The 25985-nt window shown below is 61.8% G+C and carries 30 protein-coding genes; 1 reads left to right on the top strand and 29 read right to left on the bottom strand.

Annotation, left to right across the window (positions count from 1 at the left end; translation table 11 throughout):
* Window positions 1–26 precede the first annotated feature (26 nt).
* Window positions 27–311, top strand: a complete 285-nt coding sequence (locus tag HGI30_RS09715) for a DUF2627 domain-containing protein (RefSeq protein WP_168907378.1) — start codon at window positions 27–29, stop codon at window positions 309–311.
* A gap of 448 nt (window positions 312–759) precedes the next feature.
* On the opposite strand, the gene spo0A is transcribed toward HGI30_RS09715, so the two are convergent.
* The 29 genes from spo0A to HGI30_RS09570 all read right to left on the bottom strand — a co-directional run bounded on the left by spo0A (window position 760) and on the right by HGI30_RS09570 (window position 25965).
* Window positions 760–1581: a sporulation transcription factor Spo0A gene (gene spo0A / locus HGI30_RS09710; protein ID WP_168907377.1), complete on the bottom strand. Its 822-nt coding sequence runs from the start codon at window positions 1579–1581 to the stop codon at window positions 760–762.
* Between the two features lie 196 nt (window positions 1582–1777).
* Window positions 1778–3103, bottom strand: a complete 1326-nt coding sequence (gene spoIVB, locus HGI30_RS09705) for a SpoIVB peptidase (protein WP_168907376.1) — start codon at window positions 3101–3103, stop codon at window positions 1778–1780.
* A 116-nt stretch (window positions 3104–3219) separates the two neighbouring features.
* Window positions 3220–4920, bottom strand: coding sequence for a DNA repair protein RecN (gene recN, locus HGI30_RS09700; protein ID WP_168909812.1), 1701 nt, complete (start codon window positions 4918–4920; stop codon window positions 3220–3222).
* A 35-nt stretch (window positions 4921–4955) separates the two neighbouring features.
* Window positions 4956–5405 (bottom strand): transcriptional regulator AhrC/ArgR, encoded by a 450-nt coding sequence (gene ahrC / locus HGI30_RS09695; protein WP_168907375.1) that lies wholly within the window; start codon window positions 5403–5405, stop codon window positions 4956–4958.
* A gap of 2 nt (window positions 5406–5407) precedes the next feature.
* A complete protein-coding gene (locus tag HGI30_RS09690; RefSeq protein ID WP_235680373.1) occupies window positions 5408–5875 on the bottom strand; it encodes a hypothetical protein in 468 nt (155 codons plus the stop codon).
* A 145-nt stretch (window positions 5876–6020) separates the two neighbouring features.
* Window positions 6021–6896, bottom strand: coding sequence for a TlyA family RNA methyltransferase (locus HGI30_RS09685; protein WP_168909810.1), 876 nt, complete (start codon window positions 6894–6896; stop codon window positions 6021–6023).
* An 8-nt stretch (window positions 6897–6904) separates the two neighbouring features.
* Complete coding sequence (dxs, locus tag HGI30_RS09680; protein WP_168907374.1) at window positions 6905–8803, bottom strand: 1-deoxy-D-xylulose-5-phosphate synthase; 1899 nt, start codon at window positions 8801–8803, stop codon at window positions 6905–6907.
* A 106-nt stretch (window positions 8804–8909) separates the two neighbouring features.
* Window positions 8910–9821 (bottom strand): polyprenyl synthetase family protein, encoded by a 912-nt coding sequence (locus HGI30_RS09675; protein ID WP_168907373.1) that lies wholly within the window; start codon window positions 9819–9821, stop codon window positions 8910–8912.
* Entirely contained in the window at window positions 9818–10087 is a 270-nt protein-coding gene (gene xseB, locus HGI30_RS09670; RefSeq protein WP_168907372.1) for an exodeoxyribonuclease VII small subunit, read from the bottom strand. Before xseB ends, HGI30_RS09675 begins: the two co-directional genes overlap by 4 nt.
* Window positions 10084–11388 (bottom strand): exodeoxyribonuclease VII large subunit, encoded by a 1305-nt coding sequence (gene xseA, locus HGI30_RS09665; RefSeq protein WP_407945034.1) that lies wholly within the window; start codon window positions 11386–11388, stop codon window positions 10084–10086. Before xseA ends, xseB begins: the two co-directional genes overlap by 4 nt.
* A 57-nt stretch (window positions 11389–11445) precedes the next feature.
* Window positions 11446–12300, bottom strand: a complete 855-nt coding sequence (folD, locus tag HGI30_RS09660; RefSeq protein ID WP_168907370.1) for a bifunctional methylenetetrahydrofolate dehydrogenase/methenyltetrahydrofolate cyclohydrolase FolD — start codon at window positions 12298–12300, stop codon at window positions 11446–11448.
* Window positions 12301–12332: 32 nt separating this feature from the next.
* Window positions 12333–12779 (bottom strand): transcription antitermination factor NusB, encoded by a 447-nt coding sequence (gene nusB / locus HGI30_RS09655; protein ID WP_168907369.1) that lies wholly within the window; start codon window positions 12777–12779, stop codon window positions 12333–12335.
* Between the two features lie 112 nt (window positions 12780–12891).
* Window positions 12892–13122: a DUF2273 domain-containing protein gene (locus tag HGI30_RS09650; protein WP_168907368.1), complete on the bottom strand. Its 231-nt coding sequence runs from the start codon at window positions 13120–13122 to the stop codon at window positions 12892–12894.
* 13 nt (window positions 13123–13135) lie between these two features.
* Window positions 13136–13696, bottom strand: a complete 561-nt coding sequence (amaP, locus tag HGI30_RS09645) for an alkaline shock response membrane anchor protein AmaP (RefSeq protein WP_168907367.1) — start codon at window positions 13694–13696, stop codon at window positions 13136–13138.
* 82 nt (window positions 13697–13778) lie between these two features.
* Entirely contained in the window at window positions 13779–14186 is a 408-nt protein-coding gene (locus HGI30_RS09640; protein ID WP_168907366.1) for an Asp23/Gls24 family envelope stress response protein, read from the bottom strand.
* A 108-nt stretch (window positions 14187–14294) separates the two neighbouring features.
* Window positions 14295–15671 carry an acetyl-CoA carboxylase biotin carboxylase subunit gene (accC, locus tag HGI30_RS09635; protein WP_168907365.1) on the bottom strand — a complete coding sequence of 459 codons (1377 nt, stop codon included), beginning with the start codon at window positions 15669–15671 and terminating at the stop codon, window positions 14295–14297.
* A gap of 29 nt (window positions 15672–15700) precedes the next feature.
* Window positions 15701–16186: an acetyl-CoA carboxylase biotin carboxyl carrier protein gene (accB, locus tag HGI30_RS09630; protein ID WP_168907364.1), complete on the bottom strand. Its 486-nt coding sequence runs from the start codon at window positions 16184–16186 to the stop codon at window positions 15701–15703.
* A 239-nt stretch (window positions 16187–16425) separates the two neighbouring features.
* A complete protein-coding gene (locus HGI30_RS09625) occupies window positions 16426–17190 on the bottom strand; it encodes a SpoIIIAH-like family protein (protein WP_168907363.1) in 765 nt (254 codons plus the stop codon).
* A gap of 74 nt (window positions 17191–17264) precedes the next feature.
* A complete protein-coding gene (gene spoIIIAG, locus HGI30_RS09620; RefSeq protein WP_168907362.1) occupies window positions 17265–17909 on the bottom strand; it encodes a stage III sporulation protein AG in 645 nt (214 codons plus the stop codon).
* A 16-nt stretch (window positions 17910–17925) separates the two neighbouring features.
* Window positions 17926–18651 carry a stage III sporulation protein AF gene (gene spoIIIAF / locus HGI30_RS09615; protein WP_168907361.1) on the bottom strand — a complete coding sequence of 242 codons (726 nt, stop codon included), beginning with the start codon at window positions 18649–18651 and terminating at the stop codon, window positions 17926–17928.
* 35 nt (window positions 18652–18686) lie between these two features.
* The gene (spoIIIAE, locus tag HGI30_RS09610) at window positions 18687–19898 is read right to left on the bottom strand and encodes a stage III sporulation protein AE (RefSeq protein ID WP_168907360.1); all 1212 of its coding nucleotides are present in this window, start codon (window positions 19896–19898) and stop codon (window positions 18687–18689) included.
* Between the two features lie 5 nt (window positions 19899–19903).
* A complete protein-coding gene (gene spoIIIAD, locus HGI30_RS09605; protein WP_168907359.1) occupies window positions 19904–20299 on the bottom strand; it encodes a stage III sporulation protein AD in 396 nt (131 codons plus the stop codon).
* A gap of 23 nt (window positions 20300–20322) precedes the next feature.
* Complete coding sequence (spoIIIAC, locus tag HGI30_RS09600; protein WP_028599864.1) at window positions 20323–20526, bottom strand: stage III sporulation protein AC; 204 nt, start codon at window positions 20524–20526, stop codon at window positions 20323–20325.
* Between the two features lie 13 nt (window positions 20527–20539).
* Window positions 20540–21058, bottom strand: coding sequence for a stage III sporulation protein SpoIIIAB (gene spoIIIAB, locus HGI30_RS09595; protein ID WP_168907358.1), 519 nt, complete (start codon window positions 21056–21058; stop codon window positions 20540–20542).
* Window positions 21051–22118 carry a stage III sporulation protein AA gene (gene spoIIIAA / locus HGI30_RS09590; RefSeq protein WP_168907357.1) on the bottom strand — a complete coding sequence of 356 codons (1068 nt, stop codon included), beginning with the start codon at window positions 22116–22118 and terminating at the stop codon, window positions 21051–21053. The genes spoIIIAB and spoIIIAA overlap by 8 nt, the downstream gene beginning before the upstream one ends.
* 110 nt (window positions 22119–22228) lie before the next feature.
* Window positions 22229–22495: a YqhV family protein gene (locus HGI30_RS09585; RefSeq protein ID WP_028599866.1), complete on the bottom strand. Its 267-nt coding sequence runs from the start codon at window positions 22493–22495 to the stop codon at window positions 22229–22231.
* A 274-nt stretch (window positions 22496–22769) separates the two neighbouring features.
* Complete coding sequence (locus tag HGI30_RS09580; protein WP_168907356.1) at window positions 22770–24023, bottom strand: aspartate kinase; 1254 nt, start codon at window positions 24021–24023, stop codon at window positions 22770–22772.
* A gap of 292 nt (window positions 24024–24315) precedes the next feature.
* On the bottom strand, window positions 24316–24873 hold the full coding sequence (gene efp / locus HGI30_RS09575) for an elongation factor P (protein WP_168907355.1): 558 nt from the start codon (window positions 24871–24873) through the stop codon (window positions 24316–24318).
* Between the two features lie 24 nt (window positions 24874–24897).
* On the bottom strand, window positions 24898–25965 hold the full coding sequence (locus HGI30_RS09570; protein ID WP_168907354.1) for a M24 family metallopeptidase: 1068 nt from the start codon (window positions 25963–25965) through the stop codon (window positions 24898–24900).
* Window positions 25966–25985 lie beyond the last annotated feature (20 nt).

The following is a 25985-nucleotide window of genomic DNA, read 5'->3' as shown; positions in this document are numbered from 1 at the left end:
TCAGGCTGGATGAAGGAGAGAACGACATGAAAGTAATCTTTTCCCGGTTCGTTGCCATTCTTATTCTGGTCATTCCAGGCCTCATCGCCTGTTATGGCTTTATCCAGATGAAAACGGCCACGTTCGACTATTTTGCCGCATTCGGCAACGACGCCGTCATTCCAAAGTTCAGCTGGCTGACGTTCATCGTCGGCTTCATCTTGTTCGCGGTCGGCATCGGCTTTATCGGCGGCTGGATTTTCTTCCGCGACCGCAAGCACAACTACGTCGCGCCCCGCTTCAAGAAGAAGCGTCCTAGACCCAACGTTTAGCCTGCCATGGCATTGGCACAAGCAATCCTCCCTTCGGACTCGTACCCTATAGTATCTCACGAAGGAAAGGAGCTTTTCCAAATGTCCTGTCGTCATTCGCATTGTTCGCCTCAAACCGTCGTTGATCCCGTACAGACCGTCTATCGCGACGTGTACCATCCTCAGCAAGTCACGGTGGTCCACCCGATCGAGATCGTAACGCGGCATCACTGCGTTCCGGTCCGCTGCGACGTGTACAAATATGTTTGCCGCGATGAGAACGTAGGCGGAGTCGAGTCCGTATCCGAACAAGGTCATGACCACGAAGGGTATGGCCGTTCCACGATCTCCCGCAAGAAGCCTGCCAAAAAATCCGTCAAATCCCGCTCCAAAAAGTAATCCGATAAAGAAGACCGTTGCGGCCATCGGCCCAACGGTCTTTTTTTCTAGGAATTGGATTGCCGCATCATCAGCTTACCTTATGCTCGATCCGCAGCTTGTCGGCGACCATCGCGATGAACTCGGAATTAGTCGGCTTGGACTTGCTGATGTTGATCGTATAGCCGAACAGATGGCTGATGCTGTCGATGTTGCCGCGAGTCCAGGCGACCTCGATGGCATGACGGATGGCGCGCTCGACGCGGGAAGGCGTCGTCTTGAACTTTTCGGCAATCGCGGGATACAGCGTTTTGGTGATGGCGCCGAGAATCTCGATGTTGTTGTACACCATCGTAATCGCCTCGCGCAAGTATTGGTAGCCTTTGATATGGGCGGGTACGCCGATCTCATGGATGATGCTCGTGATGTTCGCGTCGAGATTTTTGCCTTTGGCAAGCGGCACGACGTTGGACTTGATGAAGGATGAGCTCGAGGAAAATGCTCCCGAAGCGGAGGTCGCGACCAGTGCCTGATTTCCGACGAGCTGACGGACGCGATTGGCCAGCATCTCCATGTCGAACGGTTTAAGAATATAATACGAAGCCCCGAGCTGGACGGCTTTTTGCGTGATGTTTTCTTGACCGAAAGCGGTCAGCATGATGATTTTCGGCATCGGATTAAGGCCGCTTTCGCGCAGCCGCTCCAGCACGCCAAGTCCGTCGAGATGAGGCATGATGATATCCAGGATAAGCACGTCGGGAACGCGGTCCGTCTCTTTCAGCAGACGCAGCACTTCTTCGCCGTTGTATGCGATGCCCGTAACTTCCATATCATCCTGTTCGCTTATATATTCGGACAGCAGATTCGTAAATTCACGGTTATCATCGGCCAGCAGTACCTCAATCTTTGGCAAGGTTGGTCCTCCTTCATCACGATGGGATAGTCTGTTTTTTGCTTGTTGTATCGTTTCGACACCCCTAAAGGATTTCCTTCTGTCGAATATTATTTTTCTTTCTTTTTGATCATCGTTTCGGTATAATAATTATTTTACTTCATAACCTGATCTTATCCGCTAAAATTCGATAAAAATCAACAAAGACCTCAAGGCATCAAGCTGCCTTGAGATCTTTGTTCGCCGTACGAAGGATAATGCCGGCATCATGCAGCATCCACTCGATGAAGCAGCCATAACCTGAAGAGGGATCGTTGACGAACACATGCGTCACTGCTCCGATCAGCTTGCCGTCCTGCAAGATCGGACTGCCCGACATGCCTTGCACGATGCCCCCGGTACGTTCCAGCAGCTTAGGGTCCGTTACTTTGATGACCATCCCTTTTGTGGCAGGCTGCTTCTGCTTGCTGACATGGCTGATTTCGACCTTGAATCGCTCCACTTTTTGTCCGCTCAGTACGGTCAATATTTCTGCGGGTCCTTCATGAACTTCTTCGGAGAAGGCGACTGGAACCGCCTCAGCCTGATAGCCGTGGCCCGGCTTTTGCTCCATCTTGCCGAATATCCCGAAAGGCGTATTCCGCTGAATATTGCCAAGCACATGACTTTCGTTGACGAAGGTTGCTCGTTTCTCGCCGGGTTCGCCGTTCTGGCTTTTGTTGATGGACGTTACGTTCGATTCAAGAATCTGTCCGTCACCGACTTCGATCGCCGTGCCCGTATCCAAATCCGTAATGACATGACCCAACGCCCCGTATACGCCTTGGTCTGGCGCATAAAACGTCAAGGTCCCAACCCCTGCAGCGGAATCACGAATATAGAGTCCGATTCTCCACGCCTTGTCTTCTTTGTCGTAAGAAGGCTTGAGCTTGACGCTCAACAGCTTGCCGGAACGCTTGACCGTCAACTTCAGCGGTCGGTTGCGGGAACCGGCTTCCTCGGTATAGCGAGCGATTTCTTTGACCTCCCGGACGTTGCGGCCGTCGATCTCGACGATCAAGTCGCCAAGACGAAGGCCGGCCTGCTCGCCCGGCGAAACTTTAGCCTCGTTCTTTTCTCCGACGAGATGATGGCCGACGACAAGAACGCCTGCGGACTTGACCTTGACTCCGATGGTTTGTCCGCCAGGAATTACTTTCAGGTCCGGGACGACATCGACATGGACGGTCTTGAAAGGAATTTTGCCAAACAGCTTCAAAGACAAGACAGCCTGGCCCGTTTGACGAGGTTCAAGGGATATCGACTTTTTCAAATCCAGCAACTGGCGATGCTCCGCTTTGCCGTTGACATGAAGGATGGAGGAATCCACCGTCATGTCCGCATGGACAGGCATATGATAATCCAGCCGTTTCATTTGCCCGGAGAATAAACGCAGTTCATTCGGGAAGGAGGCATAGTTTTGGAACGGACTGGAGATGCCGATCATGCAAACGAAGAATACGAGAACTAATCCGAACCACCGCTTGCGCTGGTTGGCGTTCATGATCTCACGCTCCCTGTAGTTCCATCGCTTGACGATTGGTCTCGCCATTTGCGTACCTATAAGGTACCCCCGCCCCCCCGATTTATGTCCATCAAAACCTTCCCTGAAAGCCTGACTCAGGCTCCTTTTTGGCGATCTGCCAGCACAAGCATTTCCTGTGCATGATGCCTTGTCTTGTCCGTCACCTCGACGCCGCCGAGCATCCGTGCCAGCTCTTCGATGCGCTCCCGATCGCTCAGCTCCTTCACCGAGGTGGAGGTCCGCTCATGGACCACGTGCTTGCTGATCTCATAATGGTAATCGGCCATGCAAGCCACTTGCGGCAGATGCGTGATGGAGAACACCTGGCATTTGCCAGATAATTGCGACATTTTTTCGGCTATGGCTTGAGCTGCCCGTCCGCTGACGCCCGTATCGACCTCATCGAAAATAAGCACGGGAACTTGATCGATCTCGGCGAAAATGCTCTTGAGCGCGAGCATGATGCGCGACATCTCTCCGCCAGAGGCAATCTTGCTGAGCGGCTTGAGCGGTTCGCCTGGATTCGGGGCGAGCAGGAAGCCGGCTTCATCGATGCCATGAAGCGTCAGCTTGTAGGCCTCCTCAGAGGACTGGGCATCTACATGCGCTCTAAACTGCGTGCGTTCCATGCCTAAATCCTTGAGCTGCCTCTCCACCGAGGCGGATAAAAGCTCTCCGGCTTGCTTGCGTCTTGCTGAAAGCCGCTCTGCCAGCTCTGCCGCTTCGGCATAGGCTTCCTTGAGCGAGGATTTAAGCTCCCGGATATGATCGTCCCGATTTTCGATCAGGCTTGCTTCATGTCTGATTTTTTTGTAATAGGCCATAATATCGGGCAAGGTATCGCCGTACTTGCGGCGAAGCCCGTTCAACAGCGTAATTCGATCCTCGATCGCCGCCAAACGCTGGGGATCGCTCTGGATATCCTCCTGGCAGCCGCGCAGCTGGTGGACGGTATCCTCGGTTTGGTAATAGGCGCTCTTGAGCTGCTCCACGAGCGGCTCCAAAACGGAAGGCTGATGCGGAGCAATCTCTTCCAGCTTGGCGATGGCGGACGCCATCGATTCCAGTGCGCCGCTGTCATGCAGCAGCCCGTAGGCGCCGGCCACATGCGTCATGATCTTATCGGCATGCGCCAGCGTCTCCTTCTCTTGATGTAGCTGCTCCCATTCCTCCTTGCGCAGCGCTGCGGAACGGATCTCCTCCAGCTGGAACTTGTACAGGTCGAGCATCTGCATGTTCTGTCGGCTGCCCTCTAAGAGCGATTTTAACGAAGAGCGCAGCTCTCCGTAGCGGAAAAACGCTGCCTGGTAGGTCCGCTTCAGCTCCTCGACCTGCTCGCCGGCGAACAGGTCGAGCCATTCCAAGTGCTGCTCGGTCCGCAGCAGCGACTGATGCTCGTGCTGGCCGTGCACGTTCACGAGGCATTCGCCGATTTCCCGCAGCATCGTCAGATTGGCGATGGAGCCGTTGATCCGGCACGAGCTTTTACCTTGAGCCGACAGCTCCCTCCGGATCGTCAGCAGATCCTCGGAGCTGCCTTTCAGCCCAAGGCGCTGCAGCACGTGCCAGACCGGATGGGCCGGTCCAAGATCAAAGGAGGCCTCCATCTCCGCTTTGTCGCATCCGTAACGGACCATGTCGGAAGATCCTCTCCCGCCGATAAGCAGGATGAGCGCATCGATCAGAATCGACTTGCCGGCGCCGGTCTCTCCCGTCAGCACATGAAAGCCTTCGTGGAATCCGACGGTCACTTCCTCGATGACGGCAAGATTTCGAATGGACAGTTCGCGAAGCATAAAAACACTCCTTTGATCCGAATTGGATGGGGGAACTAATTCATCATGGCGAGCAGCTGCTCGACGATCTTGCTGCCGTGCTCCTTCTTGCGGCAGATGAGGAGCAAGGTATCGTCCCCGCTGATCGTGCCCATGATTTCCGGCCATTCCATGCCGTCGACGAGCGAGGCGATGGCGTTGGCAGTGCCAGGCAGGCATTTCATGACGACGAGGTTTTCCGCCTGGTCGACATGCAGGAAATTGTCCAGCATGGCGCGCTTGAGCTTGTTCACCGGGATGAACCGCTGCTCTTGCGGCAGGGAATATTTGTAGCGGCCGTCCTCGGACGGAATCTTGATGAGCTGCAGCTCCTTGATGTCGCGCGACACGGTCGCTTGAGTTACCTGCAGCCCGGCTGTGCGCAGCGCGTCCACGAGCTCGTCCTGCGTCTCGATGACGTGCCGCCCGATGATTTCGCGGATCTTGACATGGCGCAATCCTTTCATAATCAGGCCTCCTTCATTTTCGGCTCTTCGTTCAATTCGAATTTTACGGTCCGTATCTTATTGTCCTCGGTGTCGATCAGCAGTATGCCCTCCAGCTCCGGAAGCAGGAGGTGGAAAACGAGCAGCCGATCCCGCAGGCCGCTGCCTGTCCAATCCAGCGGCTGGCGCTCCCGCATCAGCTTGACCGCATACATGTCTCCGTTACGGACGGCGACATAGTCCACATACAGCCGGCTCGACATTTCCTTGCCGTCCAGGTCGACGACAAGCGGAACGCGATGCTTGCCGGAGATGACCTCGTACCCGTGCGATTCGAGAAACAGCACGTGCGGATCATCCGGGGCCAATATCTCTCCTCGGCCGAGCACGAGCCGCTTCAGCCCCTTCGGCTCATGAAGCCAGTTGTAGAAAGCCCGGTAAGCCCAATACCCGATCAACAGCGCCGAGACTACCATCACCAGCCGGTCCAAGCGATCCCTCCCGCTTCATGGTGAAGGAAACATTCGCTTTTCGGCGGCCTATTTCCTTCCGGCGTAACCGAAAGGAAGCCCGAACATTTGTTTGCTGCATTTAGAATAGCAGAACATGCGTTTGCTTGTAAAGAGGATTTCGGAATTATTTGGGGGAATGGAAATGGGCTGCCGCCGCAGCAACAATCTCCTCGAGAATTCCTCCGTCCGGCGCCTGAGCGTCGTCGCTGCGCACCAGATGGGCCAGGAATTCGATGTTCCCTTCTCCTCCCGTAATCGGCGAGAACGTGAGTGCCTGCAGCTTGAATCCGGCCTCGGCCGCATCGGCGCAAACCGTCCGCAGCACCTCGAGATGGACGACCGGATCGCGCACGATGCCGGACTTGCCGACTTTTTCCCGGCCTGCCTCGAACTGAGGCTTGATGAGGGCTGCGACATCGCTCCCTGCCGGCAGCAGCGGAGCGAGGGCCGGCAAAATCAGCTTCAGCGAGATGAAGCTGACGTCGATCGAGGCGCAGTCCGGCGCCGGCCCTTCCAGCTCCTCCGGACGGATGTATCGGAAATTCACCCGTTCCATCACCTTTACCTGCGGATGCTGGCGCAGCGACCAGTCGAGCTGGTTGTAGCCGACGTCGATGGCGTACACGTAGGCGGCTCCGTGCTGGAGCGCGCAATCGGTGAAGCCCCCCGTCGAAGCCCCGATGTCGAGCATGACCCGCCCGTCCATCGCGAGGCCGAACTCGCGGATCGCCTTTTCCAGCTTGAGACCGCCCCGGCTGACATACGGATGAAGGCTCCCCTTGACCTTGATCTCGGAGCCGCGCTTCACCTTCGTCCCGCTCTTGTCCACCGGCTCGTTGTCCACGAGCACGAGGCCGGCCATGAGCGCGGCTTTCGCCTTTTCTCGGCTGGGGTAATAGCCGAGCTCCACGAGCAATACGTCGATTCGTTCTTTGGTCGTCACTTCCGGTTCGCTCCTTATAACCGTAGAATGGCCTGCAGCCGGATCGCCGCAGGCCATACAAGGGTTCATGAATGCTGGTTGGTGGCGCGCTTGCGCATAGGCTGCATGGCAAGCACTTCGGCGGCCAGACGCTGCGCGGTCAGTCCGCTCGCCTCCCGCTGCTCCTGAATGGAGGCATGCTCGATGAACTCATCCGGGATGCCGATCAGACTGACGCGGGTTCCGGCGCGGCCGGTCAAGGCGAAGTGCTCCTGCACGGCGCTGCCGAAGCCGCCCATGACCGCTCCTTCTTCCATGACGAGGAGCGGAATCCCTTCGTCGGCCAGCGAATCCAGCATCGCTCCGTCAAGCGGCTTGATGAAGCGGGCGTTGACGACCCGCAGCGACAGTCCGTCTCGGCGAAGCAGATCGGCCGCCTGTTCGGCGACCTCGACCATCGGACCGACCGCCAGGACGGCTGCCGTATCTCCCGGCCGTACGACTTCCCACGTCCCGATCGGAATCGGCGTCATCGCAGAATCGAGCTCGACTCCCCTGCCGCTGATGCGCGGATATCGCACCGCGATCGGCCCGTCGTTGTAGTCGACGGCCGTCTGCATCATGTTGCGAAGCTCGTTCTCGTCCTTGGGCATCATCAGGACGATGTTCGGAATATGACGCAGATACGGAATGTCGAACACGCCATGATGCGTCTCGCCGTCCGGGCCGACGAAGCCGGCCCGGTCGATGGCGAAGATGACGTTGGCGTTATGCCGGCAGATGTCGTGCACGACCTGGTCGTAGGCACGCTGGAGGAAGGTCGAGTAGACGGCGTACACCGGCTTCATGCCGTCCATCGCGAGCGCGGCGGACATCGTCGCGGCATGCTGCTCCGCGATGCCGACGTCGATCATCCGTCCGGGATAGCGCGCGGCGAACTTCATCAGGCCGGAGCCGGCCGGCATCGCCGGCGTGACGGCGACGATCCGCTCGTCGCGCTCGGCCAGCTCGATCAGCGCATCGCCGAATACGTCCGTATACATCGGAGGTCCGACCGCTTTGAGCATCTGTCCGGATTCGATCTTGTACGGGGAGGCGCCATGCCATTTGAACGAGTCGGCCTCCGCCGGCTTGTAGCCCTTGCCCTTGACCGTGACCACATGCACGAGCACCGGCCCTTGCACGTTCGACGCTTGCTGCAGCGTCTCGAGCAGCCCGTCGAGATCGTGGCCGTCCACCGGCCCGATGTAGTGCAAGCCGAACTGCTCGAACAGGATGCCGCTCACGAGCAGATACTTCAGGCTGTCCTTGAACCTCTCCGCGGTCTTGGCCAGCTTGCCGCCGATCGCCGGCACTTTCTGCAGCAGCGACTGGAGATCCTCCTTGGCCTTCTGGTAATGGCGGTCGGTGCGGATGCGGCCGAGATACTGATGCATCGCGCCGACATTCGGAGCGATCGACATCTCGTTGTCGTTCAGGATGACGATCATGTCCCGCTTCTCGTGGCCGATGTGGTTCAGCGCCTCCAGCGCCATGCCCCCGGTCAAGGCGCCGTCGCCGATGACGGCGACGACTTTGTTGGACTCGCCTTTGAAATCACGTGCCAGCGCCATGCCCATCGCCGCCGACAGCGACGTGCTGCTGTGGCCGGCTTCCCAGACGTCATGGTCGCTTTCGGCACGCTTGATGAATCCGCATAGGCCGCCCTGCTGGCGCAGCGTGTCGAAGCGGTCTTTGCGGCCCGTCAAAATCTTGTGCACGTAGGATTGGTGGCCGACATCAAAGATGAATTTATCCGTCGGGCTGTCAAACAAATAGTGCAGCGCCAGCGTCAGCTCCACGACGCCGAGATTCGGCGCCAGATGTCCGCCGGTCACAGAGAGCTTCTGGATCAGGAACTCCCGGATCTCGCCGGCGAGCTGTTCCAGCTCCGGCACGGACAAGCCTTTCAGATCTTGAGGTCCGTTAAGTTTGTCGAGCAGCACGTTAGGTTCCTCGCTTTCGTGAGCGGCGGGCCGTCAGGCCGCCGTCCCGTCAATACACATTATCCACCATTATACCATATGAAGCGACATGAAACCTCATGGCGCCTCAGCGGTCCCGGTTCATCAAGTAATCGGCCAGCTCCACGAGGCGCTCCGGCTTGGGCAGCCTCGCCTCCAGCAGCGCCTGCTTCGCATCGTCGGTGAACTGCGCCAGCAGCCTGCGGCTCTCCTCCATCCCGACCAGGTACGGATAGGTCACCTTGCCTGCGGCCGTGTCGCTGTTCGTCTTCTTGCCGAGCTTGCTCTCGTCTCCGATCAGATCGAGAATGTCGTCCTGAATCTGAAATGCGAGGCCGAGCTTGCGGCCGAACTGCTCCAGACGGGCAAGCTGCTCCGCGCGCGCTCCGCCGAGCCGAACGCCGGCGGTGACCGAAAATATAATGAGATCGCTCGTCTTGTGCTCATGGATATATTGCAGCTCGGGCAGCGCCGTCGCTCCTTGCTCGCCCTGCATGTCGGCCGCCTGGCCGCCGACCATGCCGGCAGGACCGGACAACCGCGACAGGTCCTCGACGATGTCGAGGACGACTCCCGCGTCCGCGCCGTAGCGGCGCGCGGAGGCGGCCATGTGGAACGCATGCGTGAGCAGCCCGTCCCCCGCGAGAATGGCCATCGCTTCCCCGAAAACCCGATGGTTCGTCGGCTTGCCGCGGCGGAAATCATCGTTGTCCATCGCCGGCAGATCGTCATGGATGAGCGAGTAGGTATGGATCATCTCCACGGCGCAGGCGACGCGCAGCGCCGCTTCCCGGTCCGACTCGCCGCCTCGGGCCGCTTCGGCTGCGGCGAGCACGAGCACGGGACGCAGACGCTTGCCTCCCGCAGACAGGGAGTAGTCCATCGATTCGCGCAGCCGCGGCGGCACGGCCCAGACTTCCGGAAGCGACCGCTTCAGCTCCGCTTCGATGAGGGCGGCGTTCTCGGCCAAATAAGTCGCCAGCATCGGCTGTCCGCTCATCGGGCGTCTCCCCGATCGTCGGGCACCGCGTCGAACGGCTCGGTCGCGAAGCCCGGTCCGCGCTCCAGCAGCGCCTCGATGCGGCGCTCGACCAGCTCGAGCTTGCCGCCGCACAGGCGGGAAAGCTCCATGCCCTCCTGGAACAGCTCGATTGCCGTCTCGAGCGGGACATCCCCGTTCTCTAGACGCGCGACGATGCCTTCCAGCTTTTCCATCGCTTGCTCGAAGCTAAGCGCCTGCTCCTGTTTCTGCTTGCTGTCGCTCATTCTTGCTCACCCTCCTTGATCGCCCATACCTGGCATTCGGCGCGTCCGTCCGGGAACCGCACCTGGACCAGGTCTCCCAGCTCCAGGTCTTTTACGGAACGGACCAGCTTGTCGTTGCTTTGTTCGTATACGAGGCTGTAGCCGCGCGCCATCACCTTGAGCGGACTGAGCGCATCGAGCTGCAGCACGGAGGATGCGGTCCGCTGCCGCGCATCCTTGACGATGCCCCGGACCGCCTTGGCCAGCCGCTCGTCAAGCTGCCTGAGGTCTCTCCCGGCGAGCGCAGCCCGGCTGGACGGCGATTGGCCTTGCAGCCGCCGCTCCAACCGCTCCAGGCGCTGTCCGGAGCGCTCCGGCAAGCGCCGGGCATGGTCCTCGAGCCGCTGCGTCAAGCGGTCCAGCCGCTGCGACTGATCCAGCAAGTAGCGTCTCGGATGGACAAAATAAGGAGAGCGGCGCGCTCGCAGCAAGCGCTGCCTGCGGCTGTCCAGCGCGCGGTCCATCGCGGCCCCGAGCCGCTGCTCCAGCCGCTGGAGCGATTGGCCGAGCTCCCCGACATGAGGAGCGGCGAGCTCTGCGGCCGCGGTCGGCGTCGCGGCTCTTCGGTCGGCGGCGAAATCGGCGATCGTAAAATCGGTCTCATGGCCGACGGCCGAGATGACCGGAATGTCGGATGCCGCAATGGCGCGAGCCACCGTTTCCTCGTTGAACGCCCACAGCTCCTCCAGCGATCCGCCCCCCCGGCCGACGATGAGAACGTCCGCTCGGCCGTGGCGGTTCATCGCCTCGATGCCCTTGACGATCGACGGCGCCGCTCCCGGCCCCTGCACGACGGCCGGATAGACGAGGATCGCCGCCGCCGGATACCGCCGCTGGAGCGTCGTGATGATGTCGCGCACCGCCGCGCCGGTCGGCGACGTGACGACGCCGACGACCGCCGGGTAGCGAGGCAGCGGACGCTTGCGGGACTCCGCGAACAGCCCCTCCGCCTCCAGCCTGGCTTTCAGCTGCTCGTAGGCGAGATAAAGGCTGCCGAGCCCGTCCGGCTGCATCGCCGTGCAGTAGAACTGATAGTTTCCGTCCCTTTCGTAGACGGATATGCTGCCGCGCGCGATCACTTTCGTGCCCTCGCGCGGCCGAAAAGGCAGCCTCTGGTTGTGGCTGGCGAACATGATGCATTTGATGCGGCTGTCCTTGTCCTTGATCGTAAAGTACATATGGCCGCTTGAATGATGCGTGAAGTTGGATATCTCGCCCCGGATCCATACGTCTCCGAGCAGGCGGTCCCCCTCCAGCTTCATCTTGATGTATCGGGTCAGCTCCTTGACCGAATAGATCCTCGGCGTATCCGTCACGGGCTACACGCCCGCTTTCCGTTTCGCCGCCTTGAGCGTGTTCTGCATCAGCATCGCGATCGTCATCGGCCCGACGCCGCCTGGCACCGGCGTGATCGCGCCGGCCACGTCCAGGCATTCGTCGTAATCGACGTCGCCGGCGAGCTTGCCGCTCTCGAGCCGATTGACGCCGACATCGATGACGATCGCCCCCGGCTTGACGTATCTACGTCCGATCGCCTTGGGCTTGCCGATGGCGACGACCAGGATGTCCGCCTGGGAAGCGATCGCTTCCATGTTCTCGGTGCGGGAGTGGCAAATGGTGACCGTGGCGTTCTCTCGGAGCAGCAGCATGGCGACAGGCTTGCCGACGATGTTGCTGCGACCGATGACGACGGCATGCTTGCCGGCAGGATCGACGCCCGCGCGCCGGATCAGCTCGATGATGCCGGCGGGCGTGCAGGGCAGCAGGCTTTCGTCGCCGATGACGAGGTTTCCGGTGCTTTGGGGGCTGAAGCCGTCGACGTCCTTCTCCACGGCGATCGCATCGATGACGGCTTTTTCCGCGATGTGCTTCGGCAGCGGGAGCTGCACGAGAATGCCATGTACCGCGTCGTTGCGATTCAGATCGGCGACGACCGCCAGCAGCTGCTCCTGCGTCGTCTCCTCCGGCAAGCGGTGGACTTCGGAGTGGAAGCCCATCTCCTTGCATGTCTTTTCCTTGTTGCCGACATACACGGCCGATGCCGGATCCCCGCCGACGAGCACGACCGCCAGGCCGGGCACGATGCCCCGCTCCTTCAGCCGCTCCGTCTCCTGCCGGATTTCTTCCCGAATTTCCTGCGCGATGCGCTTGCCTTCGATCACCTTTGCGCTCATCCCGATCTCTCCCCTCGAATCTAGAGCTGACGTCAGTTGGTCTTGAGCTTGTCCAGCTCGGCGATGAGTCGGCCGAGCACCCCGTTGACGAACTTGCCCGACTCGTCCGTGCCGAAGCGCTTGGACAGCTCGATCGCCTCGTTCACGACCGCTTTGGGCGGAACGTCGGTGCGGAACACGAGCTCGTAGCAGGCGAGACGCAGCACTTGATGGTCCACCTTGGACAGACGGTCCACCTGCCAGCCGGTCAAATAGTTCTGGACCATCTCGTCGATGGCCGACTTGCGCTCCAGCACCCCGTGCACGAGCTCCTTGGCGAACTCTCCCGTCTCGCCGGCTTCCAGCTTGCCTGCCCCGGCTTCGTTCTCCTCCCGCGCTTCGGCGAGCAGCATAGCGACCGCCTCGTCCGCCGACACCTCGTTCATCTCCATTTGGTACAGGCTTTGTACCGCAATTTCACGCGCCAACCTTCGTTTCATAATGCCTCCTGCTCAAGCTTTATTTAGTCGTAAAAAAAACCTATGATCTCCTCCCTGCTCCGAAACGCCGCGCGAGGCGCGGCAGGTCCGAAGTACGGAGGAGACCACAGAGTCAGCGATAGCGTCCAAAACGCTGCTCGACCCAGGCAGCGATCCGCCGCCACGGCACGAGCGGCTCGCCCCCGGCATCCTTGCGCTGGCCGGCCGCGTAGCCGATCCAAAGGAGCAGGCCGACGAAGAGCATGTCCCAAAAACCGGATACGAGGAAGACGATCGCCAGAAACAGCGCCGTCCCGACGCCGACGATCCGGCCGCCGTATCCGTCCCACCAATCTCTCCACATCGCTGCAGGCCTCCTATTCTACGCGGCTCTTGAAGGAAGGGGAAGAAATGACGTTGGCGACGAACACCGACACGGCCGCGACGGGAATGCCCGTAATCTCTTCCACATGATCCTTGACCGCGCGCTGAATCTCCTCCGTCAGCTGCGGGATCGACGTCTCGCCGTCCACGACCGCGCGAACGGCGATGTCCAGGCCTGCCTCGGCCGTCGAAATGCGGGTCTTCAGATCCTTGACGCCGCGCTGGCGGCCGGCCGCCTTGAGCACGAGGCTCTCGACCGTATCCATCGAAATGCGGATGTCGCCGAAATCGTTGCGCTGGTCGATCGATGACGAAGACACGCCCCTGACCCGAACGGCGACATAGAACATCCGCAGGCTGAGCAGCAGCAGCACGACGGCGCCGATGAGCATGGCCAGTTGGACCGCGCTGCCGGTGTCATACCACTCGGCTAGGAACGAGTCCGCATCCTCGCGGCGAATCCCGCCCGCGCTGACGACGATGACGAGGATGGAGATGATGCCTGCGGCTAGGCTATACAAAAACAAGAGCAGTCTGTCCACGATTCGGCTCAAGACGAGTTGACCTCCCATAAAGCGGAATAAACCCCCTTGCGCCGAGCGGCTGCCCAATCACAAGGGGGTGATGGTGTGTGGCTTATTTGACTCGCAGCGCCGCGTCCTCTTCTTCGGGACGCTCGCCGGCTTTGAAGTAGACGTCATGGATATGTACGTTTACTTCGACGACGATCAAGCCGGTCATCATCTCGATCGACTTCTTGACGTTGCGCTGGATCTCGGCGGCGATCTCCGGAATCGGATTGCCGTATTCGACGATGATGGACACGTCGACCGCCGCTTCGCGGTGACCGACCTCGACCTTCACGCCCTTGGAAAGATTCTTGCGGCCAAGCAGCTCGGCGATTCCGCCGGCCAGCCCGCCGCTCATTCCCGCCACGCCGTCGACCTCGATCGTCGCGAGTCCCGCGATGACCTCGATGACCTCAGGAGCGATCTGGATCGTGCCGATGTCTGTCTTTTCGTAGTCTGCTGCCATGATGCTCATCCTTAGGCGCACCTCCGTGCTAAGTAGGTGTCCCCCGATGCGCGCCGGGGGCTCATCCGATTTCATATTTCTATACTATAACATTGGGCGAGTTTTATGACAAACGGATCAGCCCGTCACGGATTCGTCGCCGTAAGGCTTGTTCACATCATGCTCCTCGAGAAACTTGATGTCGAAGCGGCCGCCCAGGAAAATCGGATGCTCCAGCAGCTTGAGGTGGAACGGAATCGTCGTCTTGATGCCCTCGATCGCGAACTCGGACAAGGCGCGCTTCATGCGGTTCACGGCTTCGGCGCGAGTCGGCGCCCATACGATCAGCTTGGCGATCATGGAGTCGTAGTGGGGCGAGATCGTATAGCCCGGGTAGGCCGAGCTGTCGACGCGCACGCCGACGCCGCCCGGCGGCAGGTAAAAGCCGATCTTGCCGGGGGAAGGCATGAAGTTCCGCTCGGAGTCCTCCGCGTTGATGCGGCATTCGATCGATACGCCGTCGATCTCCAGCTCTTCCTGGCGGAAGGACAGCGGATTGCCCTCGCAGACCGAGATCATCTCCTTGATGAGATCGACGCCGGTAATCATCTCGGTCACCGGATGCTCCACCTGGATCCGGGTGTTCATCTCCATGAAGTAGAACTGGCCGTCCGGGCCGAGCAGGAACTCCAGCGTGCCGGCTCCGCAGTACTCGACGGCCAGCGCGGCGCGCACCGCAGCCTGGCCCATCCGCTCGCGCAGCTCGGGGCTCAGCACCGGGCAAGGCGCTTCCTCGACCAGCTTCTGGCGGCGGCGCTGCACGGAGCAGTCCCGCTCGAACAGATGCACGGCATTGCCGTGCCGGTCGGCCATGATCTGGATCTCGACATGCTTCATGCCCGTCAAGTACTTTTCCAGATAGACGCCGGCGTTGCCGAACGCCTTTTGGGCTTCCTGCTGCGCCGTCGAGATCTGCTGCACGAGCGCTTCCTCCGATTCGGCGATGCGGATGCCTTTGCCTCCGCCTCCGGCCGTCGCCTTGATGATGACCGGGTAGCCGATGCCTCTGGCGATGCGCACGGCTTCGTCCATATCCTCGACGATGCCGTCCGAGCCGGGAATGACGGGCACGCGGGCATCCTTCATCGTCTGCTTCGCCATCGCCTTGTCGCCCATGCGGCTGATCGCCGACGGCGAAGGGCCGATGAAGGTAATGTTGCAGGACTCGCAGATTTCGGCGAAATCGGCGTTCTCGGCGAGGAAGCCGTAGCCCGGATGGATGGCGTCGCATTCGGTGAGCGTCGCGACGCTCATGATGTTCGTCAGGTTCAGGTAGCTGTCCTTGGACAGCGTGGGCCCGATGCAATAGGCCTCGTCGGCCAGACGGACATGCAGCGAGTCGCGATCCGCCTCGGAATAAACGGCGACGGTCGAGATGCCGAGCTCGCGGCATGCCCGGATGATCCGCACGGCGATCTCGCCGCGGTTGGCGATCAGGATTTTTTGGAATTTCAACGCGCTTGTCTCCTCCTCACGCAGCATGCTTATTCGGGACGGACCGTGAACAGCGGCTGGCCGTACTCCACCAGCTGGCCGTTCTGCACGAGCACTTCCACGATCTCGCCGCGGATCTCGGCCTCGAGCTCGTTCATCAGCTTCATCGCCTCGAGGATGCAGACGACGCTCTTTTCCGTCACCTTGCTGCCCGGCGCGACATACGGCGGGGTGTCCGGCGTTGACGCGGCATAAAACGTTCCGACCATCGGGGAGACGATCTGATGCAGGTTCTCCTTCGGCGCGGCCGGAGCGGCGGGGGCGGCTGGAGCGGCTGCTGCCGCGGCGGCTGCCGCAGGCTCGGCTGCCGGAGCCGTATATGTAGGAATCGCCGGCGCACTTTGCACGAAGACGGTTTCGGCCTTGCCCGGCTTGCGGATCGCAAGCTTCGTCCCTTCGTTCTCGATCTCGAACTCGTGCACGGAAGTCTGGTCGATCAGCTTGATCAGCTCTTTGATTTCATTAAGTTTGAACAATGCGATTCACTCCTTCGACGGTTGCAGCTTGAAAGGCGTCCTCTTGCCCAAGCGCGGACACGGCTGGAGACGCTTGCAGCGAATCCGCGGCCATGACGTAGTGTATTATAGCACATGCCCCTTCCTAGGACGAGTCATTCCGGCAAACTCGGCGCCGAACGGCCGCCTTTCCTGCCGTCCTGCTCTTGGCTGGATGCAAAAAAGGGGCTTCCGGCACGTCCGGAAGCCCCTTTGGCCGATTACGGCAAGTACTGCACGAGCACGTCGCCGGCGCTCACTTGGAGCGACGAGCTGACCGTGGAGATGATCGCGGCCGCTTGGCTGCGCTCCAGCTTCTGGCTCTGGACGACGACCTTGACCGCATCGCCGTTCTCGTCGATGACGACGTTTTTGAACTCCTTCTCCAGCTGGCCGCGCAGCTCCGTCAGCTTGGCCTGGCGCTCCTCGAAGCTCTCCAGCTCCGTAACGGCCTTGGCGGACGATTCGCTGTCGCTTTTCACATCGGAAATCTTCTGCATGATCTTGTCGTACTCCGCGTTGACCCGCTCCTGCGAGCGGAGGCCGAGCTCCGTGAACTGGCTCGCGGAGCCGCTCGACTCATACTGCTGCAGCACCGCCTGGTCCTCCGGCGACAGGCCGCCGTCCGCCGCCGTCTCCTTGTCCTGCGCCGCCGCGTCCTTGCCCGGCTCGGCGGCCGCTTCCTCTCCTGCTTGCGCTTTTTCGCCGCTGCCCGCAGCAGCGTCCCCGCCCGGCTGTCCCGCTTCGGCAGCTTCTGCGGCTTCTGCGGCTTCCGCCGCCGCCTCCGCGTCCAGCGAGCCTCCGCCCGTCACCTGCTGCACTTCAATGCCGTCCGTCTGAGACACTTCCGCAGCGCCTGCCTGCGTCTGGGCCGTGTCGGCCAGCCCTTTCGTGCCGGCATCCTCGGTGAACAGGTAGTAGGCGGACAGCACGACCATCAGGCTCAGCATGGAGACCAGCCAGATCGTTTGACGTTTCGAATTCATCGTTCATATCCCTCCTTGAATTGGTTTACCGCTTGACCCGCTTACACACCATGCGCTTGCCGTCAGTAGGGTCTCTATCCCGTCTTGCGGGGCACGATCGAGATCGCCGAGAGCGGCACGTCCATGCCGCGTTCGACGGCCTCGGCGATGATCCTCCGCACGGTGGCGTTCTCCGCCCCCTTCGCGACGACGAGCACCCCCCGCACTTTCGGCTTGACGATTTTGGTGACGACCGGCTTCTGCTCGCCCGACACCTCGTACATGACGATCTTGCCGCTGCTCGTCATCTGCGTCACATGCCTCTTGCCGCCTGATTTATCGGTTTCATCCGTCACCTGCTGGGACGTATTGTCGTCCTTGCCCCAGACGTTCTCCTCGGTCGAGTCTACCGTGACGAGCACGTCGACCTCCCCGACGCCGACGATCTTTTCCAAAATATCCTTGAGCCGCGCCTCCAGCGGCGCTTCGATGCCGCCGAAGTCCGTGCCTGGAGACTGCACGCGGCCGCCGAGCGCCGCCTGATCCTCCGCTGCCGGAGGCAGCGCGGCCTGCCCGCTCGGGCTGATGCCGACATCCCGGAAATTCAGGACGTTGCCCGCCAGGATGAGCAGCACGCCGACCCCTCCGAGCACGAGCAGCCAGCGCAGCGACTTGATTCGGCTCGGCCCTTCGGCTCCGCCAGCGGCCGCCTGCTGCAGCTTCTCCCACCATCTGGCCAAAAGGCCTCCCCTCCTCTCAGCTGCCGCCTGCCGGCTCCAGCTCTACGCTTACCTGGTCCGGCGTGATCGGCCAGCCTTCGGCCACGATCCGGCGAATCCGACCCTCCAGCCGCGCGTCCGCCTTTCTCGCCGCAGCCTCCTCCAGGCCGGCCATCGCTTCCTGCGCCTCCGGCTCCTTCAATCGGATGTCGACCGGATCCACCGGCACGACCGGCTCGATCGAATCGCTCCCTGCGGCGGCGTCTGCCGCCCCCTCATCCACAGGCTGAGCTCCCCCGTCCGGCGCAGCCGCCAGCAGCACGGTCACGCTCCGAATCTCCCCGCCTCCCTGTCCGTCCCAGTCGACCGCAGCCGAAACCTCCCTCACCTCCGCGCCGGCATCCCTTTCGACGGCTTCGCGGATGCCGGTCTCGAGCTGCGTGCGGGCCAGCGCCACCGCCTGCTCGCCGGAGCGCCCGGCCGCGATCTCGGCTTGCCTCAGGATCTCGTCCAGCGAGGGCATCTTCACCTGGGAGCGCTCCAGCTCCCGGTTCCATTCGCGGTAGCCGGTCTCCAGCCGGGCTTGGAAGTCGCCTTGCACGAGGCGAAGCAGCGGCGTCAGGATGACGAGCAGCACGATCAGGCCGGTGACGAGCCGTGCATATCGCTGCATCCGCTGATTCGGCAGCAGCAGGTCGACGAGCGCGGCCAGCAGGACGACCGCAACGACGTCTTTGAGCCAAGAGCTCAGCCAGTCCAGCATGCCGGCTCTCCTCCTCTCCTATCGCCGCTGGCGCTTCACCTCATCATGATCGCGGCATTGCCGGCGGTCAGCAGGATCGTGACGGCAAGGAAGAACATGAGGCTGACGGCGGCCAGCGCGCCGAACACGTACAGCATCGTCTTGCCGATCGTGCTCAGGCAGGTCGTGATCGGGCTGGACCCGAGCGGCTGCAGCACCGCTCCGCAGACGTTGTAGATGACGGCGAGCACGAGAATCTTGATGGCCGGGAAGGCGCTGATGAACAGCAGGATGATGACGCCGGCGAGCCCGACCGCGTTTTTGGCCAGCATCGACGCGGAGATGACAGTGTCGGCCGCATCGGAGAACGTCTTGCCGACGACCGGGACGAAGCTGCCGCTGATGAACTTGGCCGTCCGCAGCGTCACCCCATCGGTCATCGAGCCGGTCGCTCCCTGGATCGAAATGACGCCGAGAAAGACCGTGAGCATGACCCCGAGCAGCCCCGCGCCGATCGTGCGCAGCATGTTCGCCAGCTGCGTCACCTTGAAGCGGTCCGACATCGCGCTGGCGATGTGGAGGACGGCCGAGAAGAACAGGAGCGGAAAGACGACCGTGTAGATGAGCGTGCCGACGAGATGGACCATGAAGATGATGACCGGGTGGAGCAGCGTCACGGTGGCGATGCCGCCGGAGCTGGCGATCAGCGTCATGAGCAGCGGCACCATCGCCATCATGAACTGGATCATCATCTCGATCGCGTCCCTGGCGTAGCCGATCGCGACGTGGAAGCTGTTCACCGCGAGCACGATCAGCACCATGTAGGCGACCGCGTAAGCGACTTGGCTGACCGTCTGCTTCTCGAACGCCGATTGCAGCGTCTGCAGGATCGAGCTGAACACCGCCAGCAGCACGATCGAGACGAGCAGCTTGCCGTTGTAGAGCACCTCATGCGTCAGCATCGCGAGCAGCCCCTTGAGCACGTCCGACGCCTTCAGCCCTTCCCCGCCCGGCGCGATCATCTCGACGAAGCTCGGCATCGTCCCTTCCGGAAAATAGCCGCCGTACTGCTGCACGAGATCGTTCCAGTACGATTCGACCGCATCCGTGCCGTAGCTCTCCGCCTGCTGCCGCGCCAGCTCTTCCGTGATGCCGGCGGCCGATCCGCTTTCGGAGCCGCCGTCCGGCGGCTGCGCGGAAGCGGCTGGAGCGAAGCCGAGCCCCCATGCCGCGATCAGCATCCATAGCAGCGCCAGCTTGAGCCTCATGCTCCTCACCCCCCGGCCGGCAGCAGGCCGACAACCGTTTCGACGATGACGTTGATGATCGGCACCGCGAGCACGAGGATCAGCACCTTGCCGGCGAACTCGACCTTGGACGCTACGCCCTCCGCTCCGGCATCCCGGATGATCTGAGCGGAGAACTCCGCGATGTAGGCGATGCCGATCATTTTCAGAATCGTCTTGAGATAGACCGAAGGGATGCCCGAGCGCTCCGCCAGCCCCTGCATCGTGCCGATGACCGCCTCGATGCGGCCGATCATGAGCAGGAAGATGAAGATGCCGGCGAACATCGCGAGCAGGAACGCGAATAGCGGCTTCTGCTCCTTGAGGACAAGCACCAGGATCGCGGCGAGCAGGCCGATGCCTGCAATCTGTACCATTTCCATAAGCGTCCCCCGTCCCGCCGCCGCTACTGGAACAGGAAGATCGTCTTGATCTCCTGGAACAGGTCGTTCAGCATGCGCACGACCATGAAGAGCACGACGACGAATCCGATCAGCGTAACCCAGTGCGCCATGTCTTCCTTGCCCATCTGCTTCAGCACCGTGTGGATCATGGCTACGATGATGCCGATGCCGGCGATCTGGAAGATGGCGCTTATATCCATTGTCATGTCATCGGCACCCCTAAACGATCAGTATGACGACCAGCGCGGCGAGAAGAATGCCGAGCGCGCGGGACAGCTTCTCGTATCGCGCCTGGTCGTCCCGGGCGCCGCTTTCCTCGGCGAGCAGCTGCTGCTGCGCGAGCTTCAGGTGCTTGAGCTGGTCTTCCCGGTCGCTCATGCCGAGGATCGAGCCGAGCCGGCGGAGAGAAGCCAGCTCCGGCGCCTTCAGCGCCGTTCTCGGCCCGTAAGCCCGGATCGACGCTTCCCATCCCGCCTGGAAGTCATCGCCGCTTCCGCTCATGATCGCATCGGCCGGAGCCAGCAGCATCGAGGCGACCGGCTCGCTCGTCTGCGCCGCGACACGGCTCAGCGCTTCAGGCAGCGGCGTGTACCCGTAGCCGATCTCCGTCTCGAGCCGCTGCAAGCCGTGGGCGAGCTCGCGCAGCTGCTTCGGACGGCGGGCGAACCGCGCCGCCTGCATGAACCCGATCAGCGTGCCGGCGATCAGCACCAGCACCACGCCCGCCGCCTTAATCACCGCGCCGCCCTCCTCCGTCCGCCATGGCCGTCGGCTCCCGGGCGGTCGGCGCTCCTCTCAGCAGCGGGACCGCGTGGACGGCCGGACCGCGAGGTTCGGAGGCGGCGCCGCCTGCCGGCATGCGGTGCGTCCTCATGCGGAATCCGGCGCGGTCACGGCTGAGGGCGACGACACGGGCGAACGCTCCTTCGTCCAGCAGCTCCCTCAGGATCGGCCTTCCTCTGGCCTCCTCCAAGCTCGAGGCATGCGCCGTGGCCAGCACCGCCACGCCGGCATGCGCCGCCTCGCGCAGCGCCGCCGCGTCTTCCGGGCGGCCGATCTCGTCCGCAGCGATGATTTCCGGCGACATCGAGCGGAGCATCATCATCATGCCTTGGGCTTTGGGACAGGCATCCATCACATCGGTGCGCGGCCCGACGTCGAAGGAGGGGATGCCCTTGACCGAGGCCGCGATCTCGGAGCGCTCGTCCACGACGGCGACCCGCCTGCCCGGCCAGCCCGCCAAGCCTGCTCCCGGCCAGCTGCCCGCGCTGGCCATCCGCACCAGATCGCGCAGCAGCGTCGTCTTGCCGGTGCGCGGAGGCCCGATCAGCAGCGTCGAATGGAGCGAGCGGCGAGCGGCGTCCGCCAAGCTTTCGGCCAGCGGCTCGGCCGATCCGACCGTTTCCCTGGCGATCCTCAGGTTGAACGCGCCGATGTCGCGGATCGCCTTCACCTCGCCGGCTTCCAGCACCGTCCGGCCCGCCAGGCCGATCCGATGACCGCCCGCCACCGTGATGTAGCCCTTGCGGAGCTCCTCCTCCATCGCATAGAGAGAGTGGTTCGTCAGCTGGCCGAGCAGCTTGCGGCAGCACGCCGCATCGGGCCGGTACGCTTCCGGCGGCAGCTCCGTCCATCCGCCGCCCCGGCCAAGGAAGCCGGACCGGCCGCCGGCGACAAGCTCAAGCGGCCTTCCTTCCCGGATGCGCACTTCCTCCAGCTGGTCCAGCACCGATTCCGGCAGCGTCGCGATGCGTTCCTTCAGCTCCGGCGGCAGCAAGTGTCCGATTGCGCTCAGCATGCGGTTCACCTCCCCTGTGTTTGTCCGGGTCCAAGCCGGGCTTGGCTCCTTCTGCATGATTAAATGTATGCCCGCCTGTCCGCATTATGCCTCCGAATCTAGCGGCGCCTCTATTTTTTGAGCACCCCGATCAGTAGGCAGGCGACGCCCGTTCCGATCCATAGCATCCGCGACGGAGACAGCTTGTCGGACAGGCCGATGAGGCCGATCGCCGTCGTGGTCAGCAGCACGATCGGTCCGACGAGCGCCAGCGCGGAATTGACCGCGAGCGCCTTGTCTACTTGATTGAGCCGCAGCATGAGCAGAGCCGCCATGATCTCGATCGAACCCGAGACGAGGCGCAAGGAAGCCATCGCCGCAACCGCTTTATTCAACATAGAACCTTTCTCCCTTCCGGCATGCCGATTTCTGAAAACGGCTTGGTCAAGTCTATGAGCCGGATGGCGGAAATATGGCCCGTCCTTCAGCATGGCAGTCAGCCTGGTTTTTGCTGCGCGGGCACGCTGAGAGAAGAGGAAGCTGAAGCGCCGGCAGCCGGCAGCTCGTCTGACGCGTCGTCAAAGCCGATCCGGTCCTCAGGACAAAAAAAAGTCCAGCCCCGTGAAGAAGGGGCTGGACGAATCGATAACCTATTCGAATCATTTCATTGATCTAACGGCGTTCCGAAGGCCCGCCGACGAATACTTGCTCCGCCGTGTCGAGGCCGTACGTCGTATGCAGGGCGCGCACGACTTCCTGCAGCGGCTCCGCCGCGATGACGCAGGACGTCTTGATCTCCGACGTGCTGACCATCTTGATGCTGACGCCAAGATCGGAGATGGCGCGGAACATGCGGGCGGCGACGCCCGGGTTGCTCACCATGCCCGCCCCCACGATCGAGACCTTGACCAGACCGGTCTCGGAGGTCGTCTCGCGGTAAGGAACCTCGGCGCGGATGCCGGCAATGATCGATACCGCCTGCTCGGCGTCGCCGCCGGCTACGGTGAAGCTGAAGTCGGCCTTGCCGTCCAGCACGCCGCTCTGCACGATCATGTCGACATCGATGCCGCCGTCGGCCAGCGCGCCGAACACGCCGGCAAGCACGCCCGGCACGTCCTCGACGCCCAATATGCTGATGCGGGCGACATCCTTGTCGAATGCGATTCCGCGTACTACGATTCCTTGTTCCATGACCGCTTCCTCCTTGACCGTCGTGCCTTCGTTATGCGTGAAGCTGGAGCGCACGACCAGCTTGACGTTGTTGTGCTTGGCATATTCGACCGCGCGCGGATGAAGCACGGCCGCGCCCAGATGCGCCAGCTCCAGCATCTCGTCGTACGAGATTTCCGGCAGCTTGCGCGCATTTTTGACGACGCGCGGATCGGTCGAGTAGATGCCGTCGACATCCGTAAAAATCTCGCACACGTCCGCCTTGATCGCCGCCGCGAGCGCCACTGCCGTCGTATCCGATCCGCCGCGTCCAAGCGTCGTGATCTCCCCTTGCTCCGTCATGCCCTGGAAGCCCGCGACGATGACGACGCCGCCAGCTTCAAGCGCCTCGTGGATGCGGTCCGGACGGATGTCCGTGATGCGCGCCTTGCCGTGCAGGGGCTCCGTGCGGATGCCCGCTTGCCACCCTGTCATCGATACGGCCTGGCGGCCCATCGCATGTATGGTCATCGACAGCAGAGCGACCGAAATCTGCTCTCCCGTCGTCAGCAGCATGTCCATCTCCCGAGCCGGCGGATTCGAATTCAGCCGTTTGGACTGGTCGATCAGATCGTCCGTCGTATCTCCCATCGCCGATACGACCACGACGACCTGATGGCCCGCATCCCTATTCTCCACGATCCGTTGTGCTACCCGCTGCATGCGTTCCGTCGTGCCGACCGAACTGCCGCCGAACTTCATTACGATCAACGACACCGCTGTCTCACTCCCCACCTATAGCTGTTGCAATCAAGTACCGATTATAGCACATTCCCGCATTGCAGAGTAGATGTTTCACTCCACGCTCGACCGAGGGCAGCGACGACCGGATCTGACCGCGCTCCCGGCCCGAAAGAGATAGGCCCGTCCCTGTTGCCGCTTAAAAATATACCATAGGTTTGCGTCCACCCCACCTGAACAGGCAAAAAAAGCCGTCCGGAAAGCCGGACGGCCTGAAAAATCCCGGAGCCGATCTCCGCTAGGCGGAGCGGCACGGTCGGACAATCGTCTAGGCGCGGGAGATGTAGCGGCCTTCGCGCGTGTCGATCAGCAGCACGTCGCCTTCGTTGATGAAGAGCGGCACCTGGACGGTGTAGCCGGTCTCGAGCGTCGCGTTTTTCGTCGCGCCTTGAGCCGTGTTGCCTTTGACGCCCGGCTCGGTCTCGGTGACCTTGAGCTCGACGCTGTTCGGCATCGTGATGCCGATGATCTCGCCCTTGTAGCTGGCGATGTTGACATTCATGTTTTCCTTGAGGAAGTTGATCTCCCACTCCAGCTGCTTCTTGTCGAGGTTGAACTGGTCGAAGGACTCGTTGTCCATGAACGTATATTCGGAGCCGCTGTTGTACAGGTACTGCACCTCGCGGTTCTCGACGTGGGCGCGGCCAAGCGTCTCGCCGGCGCGGAACGTCTTCTCCACGATGTTGCCGTTGCGCAGGTTCTTCAGCTTGGTGCGGACGAACGCCGCGCCTTTGCCAGGCTTGACATGCTGGAACTCGATGACGGTGAAGATGTCGGTATCTACTTCGATCGTAAGGCCGGTCTTGAAATCGTTCACTGAAATCACGGGGGATTCCTCCTAAGATGGGTTTTAAAGCGTGATGAGCTGCTTGGTCGACGAGGTCAGGATGCGGATGCCGTCCTCCGTCAGGACGATGTCGTCCTCGATCCGCACGCCGCCGAAGCCCGGAATGTAGATGCCCGGCTCGACCGTCACGACCATGCCCGGCACGAGCACCATCTCGCTGCGGGCGGACAGCGAAGGCTGCTCATGCACCTCCATGCCGAGGCCATGGCCGAGGCTGTGGCCGAACCGTTCGCCGTAGCCGTGCTTGGCGATGACGTCCCGCGCCAGCGCGTCCGCCTGCTTGCCGGTCATGCCGGGGCGGATATGCTCCAGCGCATGCAGCTGCGCCTCGAGCACGATGTCGTAGATCTCGCGGTGCTTGTCCGATACCTGTCCGACGGCCACCGTTCGGGTGATGTCGGAGCAATACCCGTGGTAGAGGGCGCCGAAGTCCAGCTTGACGAACTCGCCGCTCCCGATGACGCGGTCGCTCGCCACGCCATGAGGCAGCGCGGAGCGCTCGCCGGAGGCGACGATCGTGTCGAAGCAGGAGGAGGCCGCGCCGCCGGAGCGCAGGAACACCTCGAGCTCGAGCGCGATGTCGGACTCCTTCATCCCCGGACGGATCAGCCCCTGGATGTAGGAGAAGGCGCGATCGGCTAGGTCGGCGGCTTCTTGCATGACCGCCAGCTCCGCCTCGTCCTTGACCATCCGCAGCTCCTCGACGAGTCCCGGCGCAGGGACGAGCTCGATGCCCTGCAGCGTCTTGCCCCATTTGGCGTACTGGCCGTAGGTCGTGTGGTTCTCCTCGAAGCCGAGCTTCGACACGCCGGCCTCGCGCAGCAGGTCTCCGATCGAAGCGAGCGGATCCGGGCCGTGCTCGACGAGCTCGAAGCCGTGGACCTGCGCCGCCGCCTGCTCCGTATACCGGAAGTCGGTCAGGAACCAGGCCCTGTCCGCGGTGACGAGCACCCAGCCGGCCGATCCCGTGAACCCGCTTATGTACTGCCGATTGAATGCGCTGCCGATAAGAAGCGACTCCAACCCTTGATTTTCCAGCTTCTCGCGAAGCTTGTCCAACCGTTGCCTCATGTCCCGGCCACCTCCTTCAA

Source organism: Paenibacillus albicereus (assembly GCF_012676905.1).
In the GTDB taxonomy this organism is placed as follows: Bacteria; Bacillota; Bacilli; order Paenibacillales; family Paenibacillaceae; genus Paenibacillus_O; species Paenibacillus_O albicereus.
The sequence above is the reverse complement of the archived record's forward strand: the minus strand, read 5'-3'. Positions and strand labels throughout refer to the sequence as shown.

Bases quoted from the DNA above. Each gene is read 5' to 3' on its own strand.
- HGI30_RS09650 (WP_168907368.1), bottom strand. From the start codon at position 13,122: ATGTGGAGAGATTGGTGGGACGGATACGGCGGCCGGATCGTCGGCGTC.
- recN (WP_168909812.1), bottom strand. From the start codon at position 4,920: ATGCTTCGCGAACTGTCCATTCGAAATCTTGCCGTCATCGAGGAAGTG.
- HGI30_RS09715 (WP_168907378.1), top strand. From the start codon at position 27: ATGAAAGTAATCTTTTCCCGGTTCGTTGCCATTCTTATTCTGGTCATT.
- HGI30_RS09585 (WP_028599866.1), bottom strand. From the start codon at position 22,495: ATGTTGAATAAAGCGGTTGCGGCGATGGCTTCCTTGCGCCTCGTCTCG.
- xseB (WP_168907372.1), bottom strand. From the start codon at position 10,087: ATGAGCGACAGCAAGCAGAAACAGGAGCAGGCGCTTAGCTTCGAGCAA.
- xseA (WP_407945034.1), bottom strand. From the start codon at position 11,388: ATGAAGCTGGAGGGGGACCGCCTGCTCGGAGACGTATGGATCCGGGGC.
- HGI30_RS09625 (WP_168907363.1), bottom strand. From the start codon at position 17,190: ATGAATTCGAAACGTCAAACGATCTGGCTGGTCTCCATGCTGAGCCTG.
- HGI30_RS09640 (WP_168907366.1), bottom strand. From the start codon at position 14,186: ATGAGCATCATGGCAGCAGACTACGAAAAGACAGACATCGGCACGATC.
- ahrC (WP_168907375.1), bottom strand. From the start codon at position 5,405: ATGAAAGGATTGCGCCATGTCAAGATCCGCGAAATCATCGGGCGGCAC.
- spoIVB (WP_168907376.1), bottom strand. From the start codon at position 3,103: ATGAACGCCAACCAGCGCAAGCGGTGGTTCGGATTAGTTCTCGTATTC.
- folD (WP_168907370.1), bottom strand. From the start codon at position 12,300: ATGAGCGCAAAGGTGATCGAAGGCAAGCGCATCGCGCAGGAAATTCGG.
- spoIIIAC (WP_028599864.1), bottom strand. From the start codon at position 20,526: ATGACAATGGATATAAGCGCCATCTTCCAGATCGCCGGCATCGGCATC.
- HGI30_RS09685 (WP_168909810.1), bottom strand. From the start codon at position 6,896: ATGGCCTGCGGCGATCCGGCTGCAGGCCATTCTACGGTTATAAGGAGC.
- spoIIIAA (WP_168907357.1), bottom strand. From the start codon at position 22,118: ATGCTGAGCGCAATCGGACACTTGCTGCCGCCGGAGCTGAAGGAACGC.
- spoIIIAD (WP_168907359.1), bottom strand. From the start codon at position 20,299: ATGGAAATGGTACAGATTGCAGGCATCGGCCTGCTCGCCGCGATCCTG.
- nusB (WP_168907369.1), bottom strand. From the start codon at position 12,779: ATGAAACGAAGGTTGGCGCGTGAAATTGCGGTACAAAGCCTGTACCAA.
- spoIIIAE (WP_168907360.1), bottom strand. From the start codon at position 19,898: ATGAGGCTCAAGCTGGCGCTGCTATGGATGCTGATCGCGGCATGGGGG.
- HGI30_RS09675 (WP_168907373.1), bottom strand. From the start codon at position 9,821: ATGAGCGGACAGCCGATGCTGGCGACTTATTTGGCCGAGAACGCCGCC.
- spoIIIAF (WP_168907361.1), bottom strand. From the start codon at position 18,651: ATGCTGGACTGGCTGAGCTCTTGGCTCAAAGACGTCGTTGCGGTCGTC.
- HGI30_RS09570 (WP_168907354.1), bottom strand. From the start codon at position 25,965: ATGAGGCAACGGTTGGACAAGCTTCGCGAGAAGCTGGAAAATCAAGGG.